The following is a 16,955-nucleotide window of genomic DNA, read 5'->3' as shown; positions in this document are numbered from 1 at the left end:
CCCTAACCAAACACTAAATATGGGGGAAAGTACGGGATAACCAGGGCGCGTGCCGGTATCGTGATGGCCGTAACTATCGGCGAGTCCTCGCGGATTCGAAACCGAAAAAATTTGTGCCGCAGGCTGTCCACAGGGCTTCGTCCCGCTGTTCACAGGGGCAGATTTATTCGCGTGCGAATGACGTGTTTCGCTTGCATCGGCGGGACTCACGGGCGCCTACGGAGCGTTCGCGGGGCAGGCATGCCCCACAATCCCTGGTGTGGCCGGGAAAACGCCGGCAAGCTCATCGTCCCACGGACGGCGCCGGTGATTCCATGACAGATAAGCCAGTGGCCAGCGGGCGGATCACGCCCGCCGGGCTGATGTTCCTCGCCATCACCTCGCTCGGCTGGGGCTTCAACTGGCCGGTCACCAAGCATCTGGTCGGCGTGCTGCCGCCGCTCACTCTGCGCGGCACCACCGGGGTGGTCGGGGCGGCTCTCTTGGCGCTGCTGGCCGTCATCCGCAGCCAGAGCCTCGCCGTGCCGCGTGAGGTCTGGCCGCGGCTGATCCTGGCCGGGATGCTCAACGTCACCGCCTGGATGGTGCTGATGGGGCTGGCGCTGCTGTGGCTGCCGGCGAGCGAGGCGGCGCTGATCGCCTACACCATGCCGGTGTGGGCCTCGCTCTTGGCCTGGCCGATCCTCGGCGAGCGGCCGACGCTGTTGCGCGTGCTCGCGCTGGTGCTGGCGTTCGCGGGACTGGCTTCGATCATGGGCAGCAACGGGCTCACCGCCAGCCGCGACAAGCTGCCGGGCATCCTGATGGTGCTCGGCGGCGCGTTCGGCTTCGCGCTCGGCACGGTCATGGCCAAGAAGCTCCCGATCAGGCTGCCGCCGCTGTCGGCGGCGGCCTGGCAGATCGGCATCGGCTGCGTGCCGATCGTGCTCGTGGGCTTCGCGGTCGAGCATTCCGACTGGACGAAGCTGGATCAGCTCGACTGGGCGCTGATGTTCTATTCCACCGTGATCCAGTTCTGCGTCGCCTATGTCGCCTGGTTCGCGGCGCTGTCGCGGCTGCCGGCCTCGGTGGCGGCGATCGGCACCATGGCGGTGCCGGTGATCGGCGTCCTGGCCTCCGCGATCGCGCTGCGCGAGCCGCTCGGGGCAGGGCAGGTGGCCGCGCTGGCCTTCACACTGGCCGCGGTGGCGATGGCGACCCGCGGCTAACGCCAGCCGGCCGCCGGCTTGCCGTCCAGCGCCCGCCGCACCATCTGCGCGAGCTCGGCGCGGCGATAGGGCTTGGTCAGCAGCAGCGCGTCCGGCACGAGCTGCCGATTCTCGACCATCTCATCGCCGGTATAGCCGGAGGTGTAGAGTACTGGGAGCGCGGGGCGCGTGGTCATGATGGTTTCGGCGAGCTGCCGGCCGCTGATGCCGCCGGGCATGATGACGTCGGTGAACAGCAGGTCGAAGGGCTGGTTCCGCGCGGCGATGGCCAGCGCCTCCGAGGCCTGCGAGGCGACGAGGGTGGTGTAGCCGAGGCCCTGCAACTGCGCGAGCACGAAGTCGCGCACCAGCGGATCGTCCTCGACCACCAGGATCGTCTCGCGGCCATGCGGCAGCGCCTGCTCGTGCTCCGTCTCGATCTGCTGCGTCGCCTGGGCCGCCGGCAGATAGAGCCGGATCGTCGTGCCGCGGTTCTGCTCGCTCTGAAGCTTGACGTGGCCGCCGGACTGCCTGACGAAGCCATAGACCATGCTGAGGCCGAGACCGGAGCCCTTGCCGGCATCCTTGGTGGTGAAGAACGGCTCGAAGGCGCGGTCCTTCACCTCCCGCGGCATGCCGCTGCCGGTGTCGCTGACTGCGACCATGACGTAGGAACCGGGCACGATGCCGGGATTGGCCGCTGCATGGGCCGCGTCGAGCGTGGTCTTCGCCGTCTCCAGCAGCAGCCTGCCGCCGTCGGGCATCGCATCGCGCGCGTTGATCGCCATGTTGACCAGCGCGTTCGCGAGCTGCGCGGAATCGACATGGGCGATGAGATCCTCGTCGGCGAGAACGGTCCTGATCTCGACCTGCTCGCCGAGGGTCGGCCGCAGCAGCTTGGCGATGTCCTCCACCGTGGCGTTGACGTCGATGTCGCGCGGACGCAGCGGCTGCTTGCGGGCGAAGGCGAGCAGATGCCGGATCAGCTCGGTGCAGCGATCGGTGGCCCTGCCGATCAGGGCTGCGAACTCGGCCGCCGCCGGCCGGTCCTGCACCGCGTCGATCAGGACCTCGATCGACCCGGTGATGATCGTCAGCATGTTGTTGAAGTCGTGCGCGACGCCGCCGGTGAGCTTGCCGATGGCATCGAGCTTCTGCGCCTGCTGCAGCAGGCGCTCTGTCTCGTGCACGTCGGTGACGTCGTGATACACCAGCGCGGCGCCGCTGATCGCGCCTGCGGAATTGCGCAGCGGCCGCCCGCTGACCATCAGGCGAAACTGCGGCCGGCCGTCGGTCGGCTTGACCACGACCTCGCGGCGGTCGAACGACAGCCCGCACAAGGCGCGCGCGATCGGGAGCTCCTCATCGACGATGCGGGTGACGGCGTCGCTCTCGTAGAACTGGTTGGCAGCCTGCATCTCGGCGAAGGTCTTGCCCACATTCGTTCCCAGGAAACGTCCCATCGCCTGGTTCGACAGCATGATCGTGCCTTCGGGATCGACGACGAGGACGCCCTCGGCCATGCTGTTGAAGGTGTTCGTGAGAATGGCGGAGAAGCGGCGCAGCGCGTCATAGGCGGCGGCGAGATCGCTGCGCTGCTGCACGGCCTGGGCTTCCAGCGAGGTCGCGGTCTCCCGTGACCGGGTGAGGGACGAGCGCAGCGCCCGGTCGGAAAGATGAGCGCGCCGGACGAGATAGGCCGACATCAGGAGCAGCAGGCCGACGCCGGCGAGGTCGATCGCCAGTAGCCAGGATCCGGTTCGTCGCGAGATCGTGGCGCGGTTCGCCAGCAGCCGGCGCTCCTCATCGGTAAAGGCGTCGAGCGCCTGGTTGATCGTCGTCATCGCCGCCGGACCGGCCGCGCTCGCCGCCAGCGCCTCCGGGCCGTCGCGATCGTTCGCCGCGTGGCGACGGATCAGCTCGCCGGCAAGCTGAATGCGCCGCTGCACGATGCCATAAATCGATCGCAGCCGCTCGCTCTGCGAGGAATTGTCCCGGACGAGCCCTTGTAGGTCCGCCCAGGCCGCAGGAATAAGTCCACTCGTCGCCTGAAACTCTGCGACGAACCGGTCGGCTCCGGACAATGCGAAGCCGCGCGAGGCGGCTTCTGATTGTCGCAGCAGGGCGCGGAGCTCGGAGGATTTCTCCAGCACCTCCATCGTGTGCTCGACCAGGGCGGTATCGTTGCGCGCCTTGATGTCCAGTCCCGTCGACGCGGCGCCGATCGCGAGCAGGGTTCCAAGGCCGAGCCCGATCACCACCCGCCGACGGATCATCGGTGGCCTCCAATGGCGCGGGATGCCGTCGCGTCCTGCCAATTGCATGGGGTAGGTTTCCATTGGAATTTGTGGCGCCCAGCTCCGTGACGATCGCAGTTCCGATCCGCGCGATGGTCAAGTCAGGAGAAGTGAGCGCGCGTCGGTGCGTCCTCGGAAAAGGCGTTCTCGGCCAAGGCATCATCGGCCAAGGCGTCATCCACGGGGCCTGCCAGCGCCAGCCGCACCATCTTGGCGAGCTCCGACTTGCGATAGGGCTTGGTGAGCAGGAGAGCAGCCTGGTCGAGGCGGCCGTGCTCGACCATCGCATTGTCGGTATAGCCGGACGTGTACAGCACCTTGGTGCCGGGCCGCTGCCGCAGCGCCTCCTCGGCGAGCTCCTTGCCGTTGACGCCGCCGGGCATGATGACGTCGGTGAACAGGAGATCGAAGCTTTGGCCGGAGTCGATCTTGGCCAGCGCCTCGACCCCGGTCGATGCGGTGATGGTCTTGTAGCCGAGGCTCTGCAACTGTGAGACGACGAAGTCCTGCACCAGTGGATCGTCCTCGACGATGAAGATCGTCTCCTCGCCGCGCGGCGGCGGGGGCTCGGGCGGAGCAGGGCTCGCAGCCTGTCCCTTGGGCACAGGGATGTAGAGCCGGATCGTCGTGCCCCGTCCTTCCTCGCTGTAGATCTTGATGTGGCCGCCGGATTGCTTGACGAAGCCGTAGACCATGCTGAGGCCGAGGCCGGAGCCCTTGCCGGCTTCCTTCGTCGTGAAGAAGGGCTCGAAGGCGCGGTCGCGGACCTCCGGCAACATGCCAGTACCCGTGTCGCTGACGGCGACCATGACATAGGGGCCGGGCGTCACGCCGGCGTTGGCTGAGGCATAGGCCTCATCGAGCACCACCCTGCGCGATTCCAGCAGCAGCTTGCCGCCATTGGGCATCGCGTCGCGGGCGTTGATCGCCATGTTGACCAGGGAGTTGGCGAGCTGCGCCGAATCGATGTGCGTGATCAGCGTCTCCTCTTCGAGGATCGAGTTGATCTCGATCTGCTCGCCGAGCGTCGGACGCAGCAGCTTTGCGATGTCGAGAATCGTGCTGTTGACGTCGCTGTCGCGCGGATGCAGCGGCTGCTTGCGGGCGAAGGCGAGCAGATGCCGGATCAGCTCGGTGCAGCGGTCTGCCGCCTGTCCGATCAGCGCTGCGGTCGCCGCGGCGGCGGGGCGGTCCTTCACCTCGTCGGCCAGCGTTTCGATGGTGCCGGTAATGATCGTCAGCATGTTGTTGAAGTCGTGTGCGACGCCGCCGGTGAGCTTGCCGATCGCATCCAGCTTCTGCGCCTGCTGCAGCAGCCGCTCGGTCTCGTGCGCCGTGGTGATGTCGTGATAGACCATCGCCGCGCCGGTAATGCCGCCCGTGGCGTCGCGCAGCGGGCGGCCGGAGATCATCAGCCGCAGCGTCTCGTCCTGGTCGGGCCGGTAGACGATCAGCTCGCGGCGGTCGAAGCTCTCGCCCCGCAACGCTCGCGGCGTCGGCAGGTCGTGCGCTGCAACAGGCGTCACGCCGTCGCTTTCGTAGACGCGGAGGCGCGCGCGGACGTCGGCCAGATTCTTTTCCGGGCTGTAGCCGAGCAGATGTTCGACCGCGGGGTTCGAGAAGACCACCGTGTCCGTGGCATCGATGACGAGCACGCCCTCTGCCATGCTGTTGAACGTGTTCTGCAGGATCTCGGCGGAATGGCGCAGCTTCTCATGGGCGGCGATCAGGTCGAGATGCTGCTGCTCGGCCTTTTCCGCCAGCGAGTTGGCCTCGGCTTCGGAGCGGACCAGCGACGCGCGCAGCGCACGATCGTGGAGATACGTCCGCCGGATGAGGTAGAAGGCGATGATCAGCAGCAGCGCGAGACCGCACAGGTCGATCGTGAGCAGCAGCGATCCGGTGGATTTCGACGTCATCGAACGCTGCGTCAGCAGCTTGCGCTGATCGGCAACGAAACGGTCGAGATGGGCCGTGATCTCGCTCATGGTCGCCGGCCCTTCGGCGCGGCTTCTGAGGGCTTCGAGCCCCGCACGATCCGAGGCGGCGTGCAACCGGATCAACTCCGCAGCGAGCTCGACCCTGCGGACAATCAGGGCTTCGGTCTCGGTCAGAAGCTTCAGCGGTTCGGGATTGTCGGCCACGGCGCGCCGCAGCTCGGCCATGGCGACCGGAATTCTCGTGCTGACATCGGCAAACTCCGTCCTGAACTGATCGTCACCGACGAGCGCGTAGCCTCGAGAGGTCGCTTCCGCTTCGCGTAGCAGCAGACGCAGATCGGAGGTCTTCTGCAGGATGTCGAGCGATGAATTCACCCAGGCCGCGTCGTGGCGCGACTTGATGTCGAGCGCCGTGGACGCGGCGCCGATCGCCAGCAGCGTTCCGAGACCGAGCCCCAATGCGAGACGCTGATAGGTCATCTGCGTTTCTCAATCATCGACACGTCCGCCAGCGGGGCCGGGGAACATCGCGGCCAGCCATATGCATCCGAGTTTCGATGCAGCTGCGTCCAAGCAGTGAAGATATGTCGGCAAGGCGCGCCTCCTTGTTCGAAGTTCTTGGCGCGTTCGCGGGCGGCAGGCCCAAGCCACTCACCCGCGGCGTTTGCATTGCGCGAGTTCCGCGAAAATCCATGTGTCCATCAACTGATATCAACCAAGCCTGCGAAGCGGCCGAACGGGCAGAATCACATGCTCGAACGATATTGGACCGAAACGGGCCGATCATCTGCACGTCGCGAGGCACATTTTGAAATATGGGCGAAAATCAGCCTGCAACGTGGCGCATTAGACACAGAACAAACAACAATACGGCACGAAAAAGGCGACGAGCATAGGCTCGCCGCCCTCTGTTGTCGCAGCTACTACGTCAGACTCTTACGGGCATGGATGGCGAATGCCATCATAGCCGAGATAGGTTCCCGAAGCCGGATCATACGAGCGGTACCTGCGTGCGCAGTAGCTCGGGTCGACGCCTTCGGTTCCAACGATGGCGACAGGCGCGGAGTCGTCATAGTACGAGTAGTCGGAGTAATAGTCGGGCCCGTAATAATACGGATCGTTGTAGTAGGCATAGCTGCTGCCCAATCCGATCCCGACGCCAACGCCGACACCCGGCCAGAAGCCGCCGCCGCGGTGATGCCAGCCGCCACGGTGACCGCCCTGCCAGCCGCCGCCACTCCAATTGCCGCCGCTCCAGTTGCCGCGGCCGCCACCCGTGTTGACGGCGACGTTGGCGCCGGCCGCCGGACCGCGACCCGCCAGCGCTGCGCCGCCAACGGCTGCGCGTCCGGCGAAGCTGCCGCCGCTCATGCCGGCGCCACCCGGGCCGGCCGCAAAGCCGCCGCGTCCGCCGCCGCCGATCGCTCCGCCGCCGCCACCGCCCCCGCCGATGGCGGCACCACCGCCGCCGCCCGGACCACGACCGCCGCCGCCGGGACCCTGGGCAAAGCTCGTCGTCGCTGCCGCCAGCGGCAGAATCAGCGCCACTGCCGCCGCAGTGCTCCATCTCTTCAGTCTGGTCATCGCTATCGCTCCATCAGGGGGGAAAGTGACCTAACCGCAGGCCGCGGATGTCGTTCCCCGCCGCGAACCGATACATCGTCGCGGGCGGAGGCGGTGCAACACTGGACAAGATGCGGGCGGGGTGGCATCAGAACCGGGACCTTCACAGAACCGGCCCCAAGCCCATGAAACAGTTCTTTCTCAAGCTCTTCACGTGGTGGAACGGCCAGACTTTCGGCACGCAATTGTGGACCTGGCGCTTCGGAGAGCTCGTGGGGCAGGATGCACAGGGCAACCGCTATTATCGGACTGCCGGCGGCAAGATCGACCCGGTGCTGCATTTCGAGCGGCGCTGGGTGATCTATAACGGCCTGGCCGAAGCCAGCCGTATTCCGCCCGAATGGCACGGCTGGATGCATCATATGGTCGACGTGCCGCCGACTCAGGAGGGCTACAAGCCGCGCGAGTGGGAAAAGCCGCATGAGCCGAACCTGACGGGGACTGCGCTGGCGTATCGCCCGGCCGGCTCGACCTTGGGCAGCGGTCGCAGGCCAAAGGCCACCGGTGATTATCAGCCCTGGACTCCTGGCGGCTGATTCGATTTCGCTCGAGATGACCCGATCGGAAAAGGCCGCCCCGAGCTCTGGGCGGCCTCTTTACTGTCGGGAGCCTGCCAAGCCTGCGCTACGCCGGGTTGGTCCTGAGGGCGGCCGCCGCATGCTCTGCCGCCTCGATTCGTCGCTTCCGGAACGGTGTGATCCGCTCCAGCATGCGTGACACCACCTCGGGCGGCGCCGTGTCGGGGGATCCAGCGGTGAAAGGGGGCGCCGGATTGTATTCGAGCCTGAGCTGGATTGCCTCCGCTGTCTGACGATCGACCAACTGCGCCACCAGGGTCAGCGCGAAGTCGATGCCGGCCGTGACACCGCCGCCGGTGATCCGGTTGCGGTCGATGCAGACGCGCTCGGTGCTGACGGTGGCCCCGAACAGCGGCAGGCACTCGCGCGCGCTCCAATGGGTCGCCGCGCGATAGCCATCCAGCAGGCCGGCGGCGCCGAGCGCGAGCGAGCCCGTGCACACCGAGGTGACGTACCTGGCTCCTTCGGCCTGGCGGCGGATGAAGCCGATGACCTCGGTGTCATCGAGGATGGCGTCGACACCGAAGCCGCCGGGAATGCAGATCACGTCCGCCTGCGGACAGTCAGCGAAGGTGGTGGTCGGCATCAGTGTGAGGACCGAGTCGGTCGGAATCGGCTCGATCCTCTTCCACGCCAGATGCAGTGTCGCCCCCGGCACGCTGGAGAACACCTGCACCGGACCGGTGAGATCGAGCTGGGTCAGGTGTGGAAACAGGACGAGAGCGATCGAGAGCGGTTGGGCCATGGCGGTGCTCGCAGGTGTGGTGCTTGACGGCGGGCATTCTGCATGGTCCGCTGGATGGCGCATATGCCAAAGTTCCCTCGTTTCCGGACGGGCTTGGGATTTCACACTTGGGCTCACGGACTTGGGCTCACGGAGCCATCCACCATGATCGGCGTGCTCATCTACCCCGATTTTCAGCTGCTCGACGCCGCCGGACCGATCTCGGTGTTCGAGATCGCCTCGCGTTATGCGCGCGCCGCGCCATCGATCAGGGTCGTCGCCGCCACGCCCGGACCCGTGCGGTCGTCGTCAGGGGCCGAAATGCTGGCGCGCAAATTCGGTCCGGTGTCGGCGCTGACCACGCTGCTGATCGCCGGCGGCGAGGGCGTGGAAGCTGCGAGCCGCAACGCATGCACGCTGAACTTCGTTCGTAAGGTCGCGCAGCGGGGCACCCGGCTTGCCAGCATCTGTTCCGGCGCCTTCGTGCTGGCCGAAGCGGGCCTGCTGGACGGGCGGCGCGCGACCACGCATTGGCAGCGCACGCGGCAGTTCCTGCGAGCCTACCCCCAAGTGAAGCTCGAGCCTGACAGCATCTACGTCCGCGACGGCAATGTCTGGAGCTCGGCTGGGATCACTGCCGGCATCGATCTCGCACTCGCCATGGTCGCCGACGATCACGGCGAGGAGATCGCGCAGAAGACCGCACGTCAGCTCGTGCTGTATCATCGCCGCAGCGGCGGGCAGTCGCAGTTCTCCTCGCTGCTGGAGCTGAAGGCGCCGAGCGGCCGCTTCGCCGAGCTCCTGACCTGGGCGCGCGAGCATCTCGATGCGCCGCTGACGGTCGACGACCTTGCCGAGCGTGCCGGCATGAGCACGCGGCATTTCACCCGCGCCTTCGTGGCCGAGACCGGGACGACGCCGTCGAAGGCGATCGAGCGCCTCAGGCTGGAGGTGGCGCGCGATCGCGTGCAGGCTTCGCATCAGCCGATCGAGCTGGTGGCCGAGGCGACCGGCTTTCGCGATCCTGAGCGGATGCGGCGCGCCTTCATTCGCGCCTTCGGCCAGCCGCCGCAGGCCCTGCGGCGCGCGGCACGCCTCACCGCCTGACCTGGATCAGTGGACGAGCGGCCGCGGGCGACGATCCTCGATGGCAGTTGAGACAATTTAAAATTGTGTGACATGCGCGAAGCGCGCATAGTACGCGCATTGCCACTTTGTCCATGGAGGATACGATGCGCGTATTTCTGTCCCTGATTTTGTTTGCTGCTGCCGCGGTCGGCAGTGTCGACAGCGCTTTTGCGGCAAAAGCCGAAGTCACCGGAATGTGCGTCTGCAAGAAAGGCGGCAGCACGATCGAGACCTATAGCGAGACGATCTGCGTGAAGAACGATCATGCGGGCTGCACATCCGCGAAGGTCGCCTGCGTGAATGCCTATGCCGCCACCTGCAGCGGCAAGGGCGGCACGATTTCACAGTCGACCAACAAGTGCAAAGTCGGCGGCAAGTGCTGAGCGGCGAACTCAGCCGTTCGACCTGGACGTTCTGAACGTCCGAGGCGAAAGAAGTCCCGCGCGACGGACATCGGCGCATGTCCGTCCGCGTGTTGGCATCGGCAGGTGTGAGACCTATAGTCCGCCCCGCGAAACCGAGGGGTAGACGAGGCGCGATGCGTGTCACCATCATCACCGGCAGCGGGGCCGGCATCGGTGCTGCGGTGGCGCGCCGCATGGCCGCACCGGGGCAGGCTGTGATGCTGCACGGGCAGGGGGCTGACGAAGCAGGTCTCGCGCGTCTGCGGGACGTCGCCGCGGCGTGCCGGGAGGCCGGCGCCGAAGCCGAGTTTCATTGCGGCGACCTGGCCAGACAGGGCGTTGCCACCGAGCTGGCGGCTGCGGCACGAACGCGGTTCGGCCGGATCGACGCGGTGGTGCATGCCGCCGGCTTTGCCGACCGCCGCAGCTTTCGCGATCTGCCGCGCGACGGGCTCGACCGCTCGCTCGCAGTGATGCCCGCGGCATTTCATGAGCTCGCCAGCGCCGCGCTCCCTGACCTCGTGCAGAGTACCCATGCGCGCGCGGTCGCGATCTCCAGCTTCGTCGCGCACCGCTTCGTGCCGGGCGGCACCTTCCCGGCCTCGGCTGCCGCCAAGGCGGCGCTGGAGGCGCTGGTGAAATGCCTCGCCATCGAGCTGGCTGCGTGCGGCGGCACCGCGAATGTCGTCGTGCCCGGCTATACGCGCAAGGATGCGGGACGGCTCGGCTCGCTCGATCCGGCCGCGTGGCAGACGGCGGCGGCGGCCAATCCGCAACAGCGCCTCGCCGAGCCCGACGACATCGCCGCGGCCGTGACCTTCCTGCTGTCGAAAGACGCCGGCCACGTCACCGGCGCGGTGCTGCCGGTCGATGGCGGCCTGACCCTGATGTAAGCAGCAGATGGATCGAGAGACGATGGAGCGTGTGCAGCAGACAGCCGACGTGGTCGTGCTGGGAGCGGGGATCGTCGGCGTCTCCTCCGCCTACGCCATCCGGGAGCGCGGGCTCTCGGTGGTGCTGGTCGACCGCAAGGCGCCGGGCGAGGAGACATCGTACGGCAATGCCGGCATTCTCTCCTCCGGTTCGATCCTTCCGCTCAACAAGCCCTCGCTGTTCAAAGCACTGCCGTCCTATCTCGGCAACAAGAGCGCGGCGCTGCGCTGGGATCCGGCATGGACGCTGCGCAATGTCGAATGGGTGCTGCGCTTTCTCGCCAATGCCGTGGAGTCCCGCGTCAAGCCGCGCGCCACCGCGCTGCATGGCCTGATCGGCGCGTCGCTGAAACTGCATCGCGACTGGATCGTTCGCGCCGGCGAGCCGCAGCGGATCCGCGAGACCGGCTGGCTCAAGGCGTGGCGCAGCGACGCCGTCGGAGCGGCCAAGGCGGAGCAGGCTCTCCTGGCCGAATACGGCATCAAGAGCGAGCTGCTCGACCGCCAGGGCATTTCCGCGCTCGAGCCCAATATGCTGCCGGTCTACAAAGTGGGACTGCTGCACAGCCAGACCGCGTCGGTCGACTCGCCCGGCAATGTGACGAAGGCCTATGCGCGGATGTTCGAGGGCGCGGGCGGAGTGCTGCGGCAGTCCGAGATCAGGGCGGTGCTGTCCGACGGTGAGGGCTGGCGTGTCGTGCTCGGCGACGGCGAGATTCGCGCCCGTCATGTCGTGGTTGCGCTCGGTCCCTGGTCGCCGGACATTCTCAGGTCGCTCGGCTACCGCGTGCCGATGGCGTTCGAGCGCGGCTATCACCAGGAGTTCACGCCCAACCCGGCGCGCATGCTGCACCGTCCGATCCACGACGCCGAAGGCAGCTTCCTGATGACGCCGATGGAGAACGGCGTGCGCGTCACCTCCGGCGTCGAGCTGACCGATCGCGATGCGCCGTCGAATTTCGCCCAGCTCGAGCAGGTCGTCCCGCTGGCGCGCGGCGTGGTCGAGTTCGGCGAGGCCGTGGCCCAGCCATGGCGCGGCGCGCGGCCGACCTTGCCGGATTCGCTGCCGATGATCGGGCCGGCGCCGCGCCATTCCGGCCTGTGGCTTGCATTCGGCAATCAGCATATCGGCTTCACCACGGGGCCGGCCACGGGCGCGGCGATCGCCGCGATGATCACGGGCGAGGCGCCGTCGTTCGACGTCTCCGCCTTTGCTCCGAGCCGGTATCTGTGAGGGGCCGCGACCGCGTCACGCCGGAGCTGCGATGAACTATACCTGGGATTTCGCCATCCTCGCCAAGTACAGCCATCTGTTCTGGCTGGGGCTCGGCTGGACCATGGCGTACACGCTCGGCACCATCCTGCTCGGCTCGCTGATCGGGCTCGTCGTCGGCATCGTCAGGCTGCGCCGTCCGGTCGTGATCGACTGGCTGCTAATCGGCTATATCGAGCTGTTCCGCTGCACCCCGCTGCTGGTGCAGATCATCTGGTTCTACTACGCGTTCCCGGTGGTGATCGGCGTCAACATTCCGGCGCATGTCGCCGCGGTCACCGTGCTGTCGCTCTATGCCGGGGCGTTCTATGCCGAGATCGTGCGCGGCAGCATCGAGAGCGTGCCGCGCGGGCAATGGGATGCGGCGCGCGCGCTCGGCCTGCGTCCGTGGCGGATGATGCGGCTCGTGATCCTGCCACAGGCCTTGAAGCCGATGCTGGCGCCCTACGTCAACCAGTCGGTGACGCAGTTGAAGAACACCTCGCTGGTGTCGGTGATCGCAGTGCCCGATCTCGTCTACAACGCGACGCTGATCAACGCCGACACCTATCGGCCGCTCGAGGTCTACACCATCATCGCGCTGATCTATTTCGCGATCCTGTTTCCGGCGACGCTCCTGGGCCGCCGCTTCGAGCGCGGCATGACGTACGACAAGGCGTGAGGCGATACATCATCGAATGCCTCCGTGTCATTGCGAGCGAAGCAATCCAGGGCGGCACGAACGGTCCTGGATTGCTTCGTCGCTGCGCTCCTCGCAATGACGCTAGGAGAGAGCGTGGCTTCGCTTAGATATTCACCTCGACCGGCACGTCCTCGGCCTTGACGCCGGCCAGCCCCAGGCCCTTGACGAACCATTCGCGCATCTGGCCGATGCCGCGGTTGTAGTCGATCCACACCGCGAGGAAGTCGCGCCAGCGCTTGTCGGCCTCGCGGCGCACGCCCATGCTGGAGGGAATCGCGACCGAGGGCGACTGCAGGATCTTGTAGGAGCCGAGATTGGGGTTCTTGGCGATTGCGGTGAGGCCCAGGATCAGGGCGTTGACGACGACGTCGACGCGGCCCGAGGCCATCTCCAGCATCACTTCGTCGCGCGACTTGAGCGACTTGATCGTGGCGTTGGGAGCAAAGCGCCGCGCCACCGCCTCGTTGGCCGAGCCGACGTCGACGGCGATCTTCACTTCCGGCTTGTTGATGTCGGCCCAGGTCTTCGCTTCCATGCCCTTCTTCAGCATGGCGCCGAACGGATGCGGGAACACCGTGCCGCAGAAGTCGATGACCAGCGCGCGCTGCGGCGTCGGGTTGAGGGCGAAGCCGAGATCGATCTTGCCGGCCTGCAGATCGAGCACCGAATTGCCGTAGGTCGACTCGACATATTCGAGCTTCACGTCGAGCAGCTTGGCGATGTCGTTGGCCATCTCGATCGAGAAGCCCGACCAGGTGCCGGTGGCAAGATCCTTGTTGAAATAGGGCAGCTCGCCCGGCAGCACGGCGATGCGCAGCACCTTGTTGGCGCGGACGCGGTCGAGCGTGTTGTCGGCCGCTTGCGCCGAGGCGGGCGTCGTCGTCATGGCGGACGCGAGCGCGGCACCGGAGCCGATGGCGAGCGCGTAGCGCAGCGCATCGCGGCGGTCTTCGGAAATTTTCTGATCGTCTGACGTGGTCACATCATCCTCCTGCACCAACAGGCACGGAGCGTAGCGCCGGCCTTGTACGCCAGCAACAACCATGTCGGCCTTGATAGTAAGCGGCTGGCCGTCGTGTCATGCCGGAACGGCCGCATGCCGTTGCTGCTTTGCCTCATTCCGATGCAGGATTGATCAGGCCCTGATCGGTCCCGCCCGATGGAAGCGGCTTTGCACGCAGGCGCTCGGCGAGCGGGCGCAACAGTTGCGGCGCAAGGTGGATCGGGAACTGGCTCATCGCGAAATACAGCCAGGTGGTGCCGGGGATCGCGCCCTCGGTCGCCGCGAGCATCAGCCCCATGTTGCGTAGCGACACCATCATGCCGAGCGCCATCGCGCGTTCGCGCCCCGCGCCGCGAAACAGCAGCATCGTGGTACCGAGCAACAGGAAGAACACGGTGAAGGCGAGCAGCGCCAGTCCCAGCATGCGGAACGGGCTGGCGGCCAGGTCGGCCAGGAAATGGGCCATGATGGCGGACGCGAACACGAACAGGATGAGGACGTTGACGCCGTCGATCGGCGCGCGGTGGCGGCGGATCGTCGCGATGCCGAGGGCAAGGCGGATCGCGGCGGCCGCCGCCAGGGCGCCCGCAAGGATGGCGGCGAGCTTCAGCCCGAGCGTGGCCGGAGACAGTGACAATGTCTCGCCCAAAAACACATAGGCGAACAGCGGCGCCGTCAGCGGCACCAGCGCGGTCGAGGTCACCAGCGTGATGAGAACCAGCGTCGCGTCGAGCCCCATCAGCGCGGCGAGTGCGGGCGAGGCCATCATCGGCGAGGCCGTCCCCTGCAGCATCAGCGCGAGATACAGGTCGGGCGCTGTGGCATCGACGCCGGCGATGCGCCCGATCGTGCCGACCAGCGTCGGCACGGCGATCGTGGTCCATGCGGTCGCGGCCACCACCAGCAGCGGGCGGCGCAGATGCGCTGTTAGCATCGCGACGTCGACGCGCATGAAGGAGATGCAGAGCAGCAGGAAGATCGCCTGTGTGACGTAGGGTCGCGCCAGCTCGCCCAGCGGCGGCACGGCGATTGCCGCCAGCAGAACCGCGACGATGGCGCGGGTGCCCTGATTGCCGAGCCAGCTCAGGGCCTGCAGAGGAAAAGCGAGAGGCCCGAAGGACGGCATCTTCATTCCGAACGATGTGAATCAATGAACGCGCGAACCATGCGTCGGCCGCGCGTTCATGCAAAGTCACATCTGGTTACGGACGATGTCGGCGCCTGCGCATCACTGCGCGCTGGAGCCGCCGACCACGATCTTCTCGTTGAGCTTGAAGTCGACCGTCTGCACCGTCTGCTCGATCTCGGGGTTGGGCATGCCGAGCTGCTGCGAGATCAGCTTCACCAGAAGGTCGACGCGCTCGATGAACGGCGCGCCCGCGGCGACGGCGCGCGCGGCCGACGACGGCTTGAGCAGGCTCTCGGCCGCCTTGGCGTATTTTTCGAACGGCACCTGGTCGCTCGGATCGGCGCCGAGCTTGCGGGCGATGGCATCGACATGCTCGTAGATCGATTTCGACTGGGCGAGATTGCCATGAACGGCATCGCGGATCGCCTGCGGTTCACCGCGGGTGATGCAGCGGTAGTTGCCGGTGAGCAGCATCGACCACTTCGCCAGCGGCACGAACAGCGAGTCGAACACCTTCAGCTTCACGGGCACGTCCTGGCCGTCGAGCCTGACCGCGTCGATGTCGCGCTCCAGCTCGCGGAGCAGCGCGTTGTGCGTCTCGTCCTCGAACGCGGCGGCCTTGAAGTTGGTCGGCAGGCCGACATGCAGCACGTTGGCGGCTTCCTCCGGCGGACGGAAGGCTTGCGGATCCGGCGAGCACAGCGTGACCAGCCCGGGCGTGAAGCGTTCCCACACCGCGGGATTGGTGTAGGCCTCGTCGAGGTCGACGTTGGCGAGCGCCGGGATGCGCTTGAGATAGGGCAGCGGCGGCATGTTCATGATCGAGAGGCACGGCAGCTTGGCCTCGGCGATCTTCACCATCAGCACGCGAATGGTGTGGTTGGTGTACTGCGGCTCCTGCATTGCAAGACCGACCAGGTCGTAGCGCGACAGGTCGACGCTATCGGGCGTGGCCGCGTCGAGCTTGCCCGGCAGGTCGCGCGAGAAGATCGAGCGATGCGCCGGCTCGTCGCGCAGCTTGATGCGGACTTCCGTGCCGTCGCGGTTGATCAGCTCGGCCGTCTTCTTGCGGCAGACCAGCGTCACGTTGTGGCCAGCCATCAGCAGCTTGGTGCCGAGGAGGGAGCCGTAGGAGGCCCCGAGAATCAGAATGTTGCGTGCCATACCTTGGTCGTCCCCAGAGATCGGTTCGAGATTTTGCGTTCGCGTTTCTTGTTGGCGATCCAGCCGTACCGACGAGTCCGTCAGGCGTCCGGAAGAGCGGACGGATGCGGTAACCCATTGCCTCGGTTGCTGGCATACCAGAGCTTTCATCCCACGGAATGCGCCGTCTGGCAAGGTGCAGCGCACTCGTGCGGCATCCGGCGCGTGTCACGGTGGGGCTATCCGAGCGCAGATCGACCTTGCGCTTGGAGCTCGGCCGTTCAGCTCAGCGCCATATAGCGCCCCGGCTTGTGGTTGATCGCGATGATGACGTTGACGATCACGATGCCGAGGATCGACAGCGCCAGCCGGTTCACGGGGATGACGAAGAACGCGGCGATCATGATGAGGAAATCGACGGCGAGCTGGAAATAGCCGGCGCGGATCTTCCAGTGCTCCTGCAGATACAGCGCCAGAATGTTGATCCCGCCAAGCCCGGTGCGATGCCGGAACAGCATCAACAGGCCGGTCCCGGTCAGGCCGGCGCCGATTACAGTGGCATAGATCGGATCGATATGGCTGATGTCGATCCATGACGTCGTCAGCCGTGAGAACAGGGCGACGAGCCCGACCGCGACAAAGGTGCGGATCGTGAACGGCCAGCCCATGCGCCGGACGGCCAACGCATAGAACGGCAGATTGATCAGGAAGAAGCTGACGCCGAAACCATAGCCGCTGATGTAGCTCAACAGCAGCGACAGACCGGCGGTGCTGCCGACCAGCAGCACCGTCTTGCTGTAGATCAGCATGCCGAGCGACACGAACAGCGTGCCCAGCGTCAGCGCCATCGCGTCCTCGTAGAGCTTGTGCCGCTCCTGAGCGACGATCTCTGTCACGGCCTTGATCCTTGCA

The 16,955-nt window shown here is 66.4% G+C and carries 15 protein-coding genes; 7 read left to right on the top strand and 8 right to left on the bottom strand.

Translation table 11 applies throughout. The annotated features are described in order from the left end of the window. Nucleotides 1–314 precede the first annotated feature (314 nt). Nucleotides 315–1,208 (top strand): DMT family transporter, encoded by an 894-nt coding sequence (locus tag ACQR1E_RS02765; protein WP_434896627.1) that lies wholly within the window; start codon nt 315–317, stop codon nt 1,206–1,208. Here the strand turns inward: ACQR1E_RS02765 and ACQR1E_RS02760 are convergent. From ACQR1E_RS02760 to ACQR1E_RS02750, 3 genes are all read right to left on the bottom strand, one after another. Continuing rightward, on the bottom strand, nt 1,205–3,463 hold the full coding sequence (locus tag ACQR1E_RS02760; RefSeq protein ID WP_434896626.1) for a CHASE3 domain-containing protein: 2,259 nt from the start codon (nt 3,461–3,463) through the stop codon (nt 1,205–1,207). The two genes, ACQR1E_RS02765 and ACQR1E_RS02760, sit on opposite strands and share 4 nt — an antisense overlap. Before the next feature lie 122 nt (nt 3,464–3,585). Continuing rightward, the gene (locus ACQR1E_RS02755) at nt 3,586–5,904 is read right to left on the bottom strand and encodes a CHASE3 domain-containing protein (RefSeq protein ID WP_434896625.1); all 2,319 of its coding nucleotides are present in this window, start codon (nt 5,902–5,904) and stop codon (nt 3,586–3,588) included. A gap of 456 nt (nt 5,905–6,360) precedes the next feature. Then, the gene (locus ACQR1E_RS02750) at nt 6,361–7,008 is read right to left on the bottom strand and encodes a BA14K family protein (protein WP_434896624.1); all 648 of its coding nucleotides are present in this window, start codon (nt 7,006–7,008) and stop codon (nt 6,361–6,363) included. A 164-nt stretch (nt 7,009–7,172) separates the two neighbouring features. Here ACQR1E_RS02750 and ACQR1E_RS02745 point away from each other — a divergent pair, with 164 nt between their 5' ends. Then, nucleotides 7,173–7,583 carry an NADH:ubiquinone oxidoreductase subunit NDUFA12 gene (locus tag ACQR1E_RS02745; protein ID WP_315712239.1) on the top strand — a complete coding sequence of 137 codons (411 nt, stop codon included), beginning with the start codon at nt 7,173–7,175 and terminating at the stop codon, nt 7,581–7,583. A gap of 88 nt (nt 7,584–7,671) precedes the next feature. On the opposite strand, the gene ACQR1E_RS02740 is transcribed toward ACQR1E_RS02745, so the two are convergent. Continuing rightward, the gene (locus ACQR1E_RS02740) at nt 7,672–8,370 is read right to left on the bottom strand and encodes a DJ-1/PfpI family protein (RefSeq protein WP_434896623.1); all 699 of its coding nucleotides are present in this window, start codon (nt 8,368–8,370) and stop codon (nt 7,672–7,674) included. A gap of 144 nt (nt 8,371–8,514) precedes the next feature. On the opposite strand from ACQR1E_RS02740, the gene ACQR1E_RS02735 reads away from it, so the two are divergent. The 5 genes from ACQR1E_RS02735 (at nt 8,515) to ACQR1E_RS02715 (ending at nt 12,747) form a co-directional block, all read left to right on the top strand. After that, nucleotides 8,515–9,456 (top strand): GlxA family transcriptional regulator, encoded by a 942-nt coding sequence (locus tag ACQR1E_RS02735; RefSeq protein WP_315712236.1) that lies wholly within the window; start codon nt 8,515–8,517, stop codon nt 9,454–9,456. A 125-nt stretch (nt 9,457–9,581) separates the two neighbouring features. Beyond that, the gene (locus ACQR1E_RS02730; RefSeq protein ID WP_316202057.1) at nt 9,582–9,860 is read left to right on the top strand and encodes a hypothetical protein; all 279 of its coding nucleotides are present in this window, start codon (nt 9,582–9,584) and stop codon (nt 9,858–9,860) included. 155 nt (nt 9,861–10,015) lie between these two features. Further along, a complete protein-coding gene (locus tag ACQR1E_RS02725; RefSeq protein ID WP_434896622.1) occupies nt 10,016–10,774 on the top strand; it encodes an SDR family NAD(P)-dependent oxidoreductase in 759 nt (252 codons plus the stop codon). 22 nt (nt 10,775–10,796) lie between these two features. After that, a complete protein-coding gene (locus ACQR1E_RS02720) occupies nt 10,797–12,047 on the top strand; it encodes an NAD(P)/FAD-dependent oxidoreductase (RefSeq protein WP_434896621.1) in 1,251 nt (416 codons plus the stop codon). Between the two features lie 31 nt (nt 12,048–12,078). Continuing rightward, entirely contained in the window at nt 12,079–12,747 is a 669-nt protein-coding gene (locus ACQR1E_RS02715; RefSeq protein WP_434896620.1) for an amino acid ABC transporter permease, read from the top strand. A gap of 124 nt (nt 12,748–12,871) precedes the next feature. Here ACQR1E_RS02715 and ACQR1E_RS02710 read toward each other — a convergent pair whose 3' ends face one another. The 4 genes from ACQR1E_RS02710 to ACQR1E_RS02695 all read right to left on the bottom strand — a co-directional run bounded on the left by ACQR1E_RS02710 (nt 12,872) and on the right by ACQR1E_RS02695 (nt 16,939). Continuing rightward, a complete protein-coding gene (locus ACQR1E_RS02710; RefSeq protein WP_315712225.1) occupies nt 12,872–13,750 on the bottom strand; it encodes a transporter substrate-binding domain-containing protein in 879 nt (292 codons plus the stop codon). 133 nt (nt 13,751–13,883) lie between these two features. Next, nucleotides 13,884–14,897, bottom strand: a complete 1,014-nt coding sequence (locus ACQR1E_RS02705; RefSeq protein WP_434896619.1) for a Na+-dependent transporter — start codon at nt 14,895–14,897, stop codon at nt 13,884–13,886. Between the two features lie 102 nt (nt 14,898–14,999). Further along, nucleotides 15,000–16,064, bottom strand: a complete 1,065-nt coding sequence (locus ACQR1E_RS02700; RefSeq protein WP_316170459.1) for a ketopantoate reductase family protein — start codon at nt 16,062–16,064, stop codon at nt 15,000–15,002. Between the two features lie 260 nt (nt 16,065–16,324). Next, nucleotides 16,325–16,939: a YitT family protein gene (locus tag ACQR1E_RS02695; RefSeq protein WP_315712219.1), complete on the bottom strand. Its 615-nt coding sequence runs from the start codon at nt 16,937–16,939 to the stop codon at nt 16,325–16,327. Nucleotides 16,940–16,955: the final 16 nt, after the last annotated feature.

The organism is Bradyrhizobium sp. HKCCYLRH1030 (assembly GCF_051168395.1).
GTDB lineage: Bacteria > Pseudomonadota > Alphaproteobacteria > Rhizobiales > Xanthobacteraceae > Bradyrhizobium.
The sequence above is the reverse complement of the archived record's forward strand: the minus strand, read 5'-3'. Positions and strand labels throughout refer to the sequence as shown.

Excerpts from the sequence above, each read along its gene's own strand:
- ACQR1E_RS02720 (WP_434896621.1), top strand. The coding sequence starts at position 10,797 with ATGGAGCGTGTGCAGCAGACAGCCGACGTGGTCGTGCTGGGAGCGGGG.
- ACQR1E_RS02750 (WP_434896624.1), bottom strand. The coding sequence starts at position 7,008 with ATGACCAGACTGAAGAGATGGAGCACTGCGGCGGCAGTGGCGCTGATT.
- ACQR1E_RS02730 (WP_316202057.1), top strand. The coding sequence starts at position 9,582 with ATGCGCGTATTTCTGTCCCTGATTTTGTTTGCTGCTGCCGCGGTCGGC.
- ACQR1E_RS02740 (WP_434896623.1), bottom strand. The coding sequence starts at position 8,370 with ATGGCCCAACCGCTCTCGATCGCTCTCGTCCTGTTTCCACACCTGACC.
- ACQR1E_RS02725 (WP_434896622.1), top strand. The coding sequence starts at position 10,016 with ATGCGTGTCACCATCATCACCGGCAGCGGGGCCGGCATCGGTGCTGCG.
- ACQR1E_RS02715 (WP_434896620.1), top strand. The coding sequence starts at position 12,079 with ATGAACTATACCTGGGATTTCGCCATCCTCGCCAAGTACAGCCATCTG.
- ACQR1E_RS02755 (WP_434896625.1), bottom strand. The coding sequence starts at position 5,904 with ATGACCTATCAGCGTCTCGCATTGGGGCTCGGTCTCGGAACGCTGCTG.
- ACQR1E_RS02735 (WP_315712236.1), top strand. The coding sequence starts at position 8,515 with ATGATCGGCGTGCTCATCTACCCCGATTTTCAGCTGCTCGACGCCGCC.
- ACQR1E_RS02745 (WP_315712239.1), top strand. The coding sequence starts at position 7,173 with ATGAAACAGTTCTTTCTCAAGCTCTTCACGTGGTGGAACGGCCAGACT.
- ACQR1E_RS02705 (WP_434896619.1), bottom strand. The coding sequence starts at position 14,897 with ATGCCGTCCTTCGGGCCTCTCGCTTTTCCTCTGCAGGCCCTGAGCTGG.
- ACQR1E_RS02760 (WP_434896626.1), bottom strand. The coding sequence starts at position 3,463 with ATGATCCGTCGGCGGGTGGTGATCGGGCTCGGCCTTGGAACCCTGCTC.
- ACQR1E_RS02700 (WP_316170459.1), bottom strand. The coding sequence starts at position 16,064 with ATGGCACGCAACATTCTGATTCTCGGGGCCTCCTACGGCTCCCTCCTC.
- ACQR1E_RS02765 (WP_434896627.1), top strand. The coding sequence starts at position 315 with ATGACAGATAAGCCAGTGGCCAGCGGGCGGATCACGCCCGCCGGGCTG.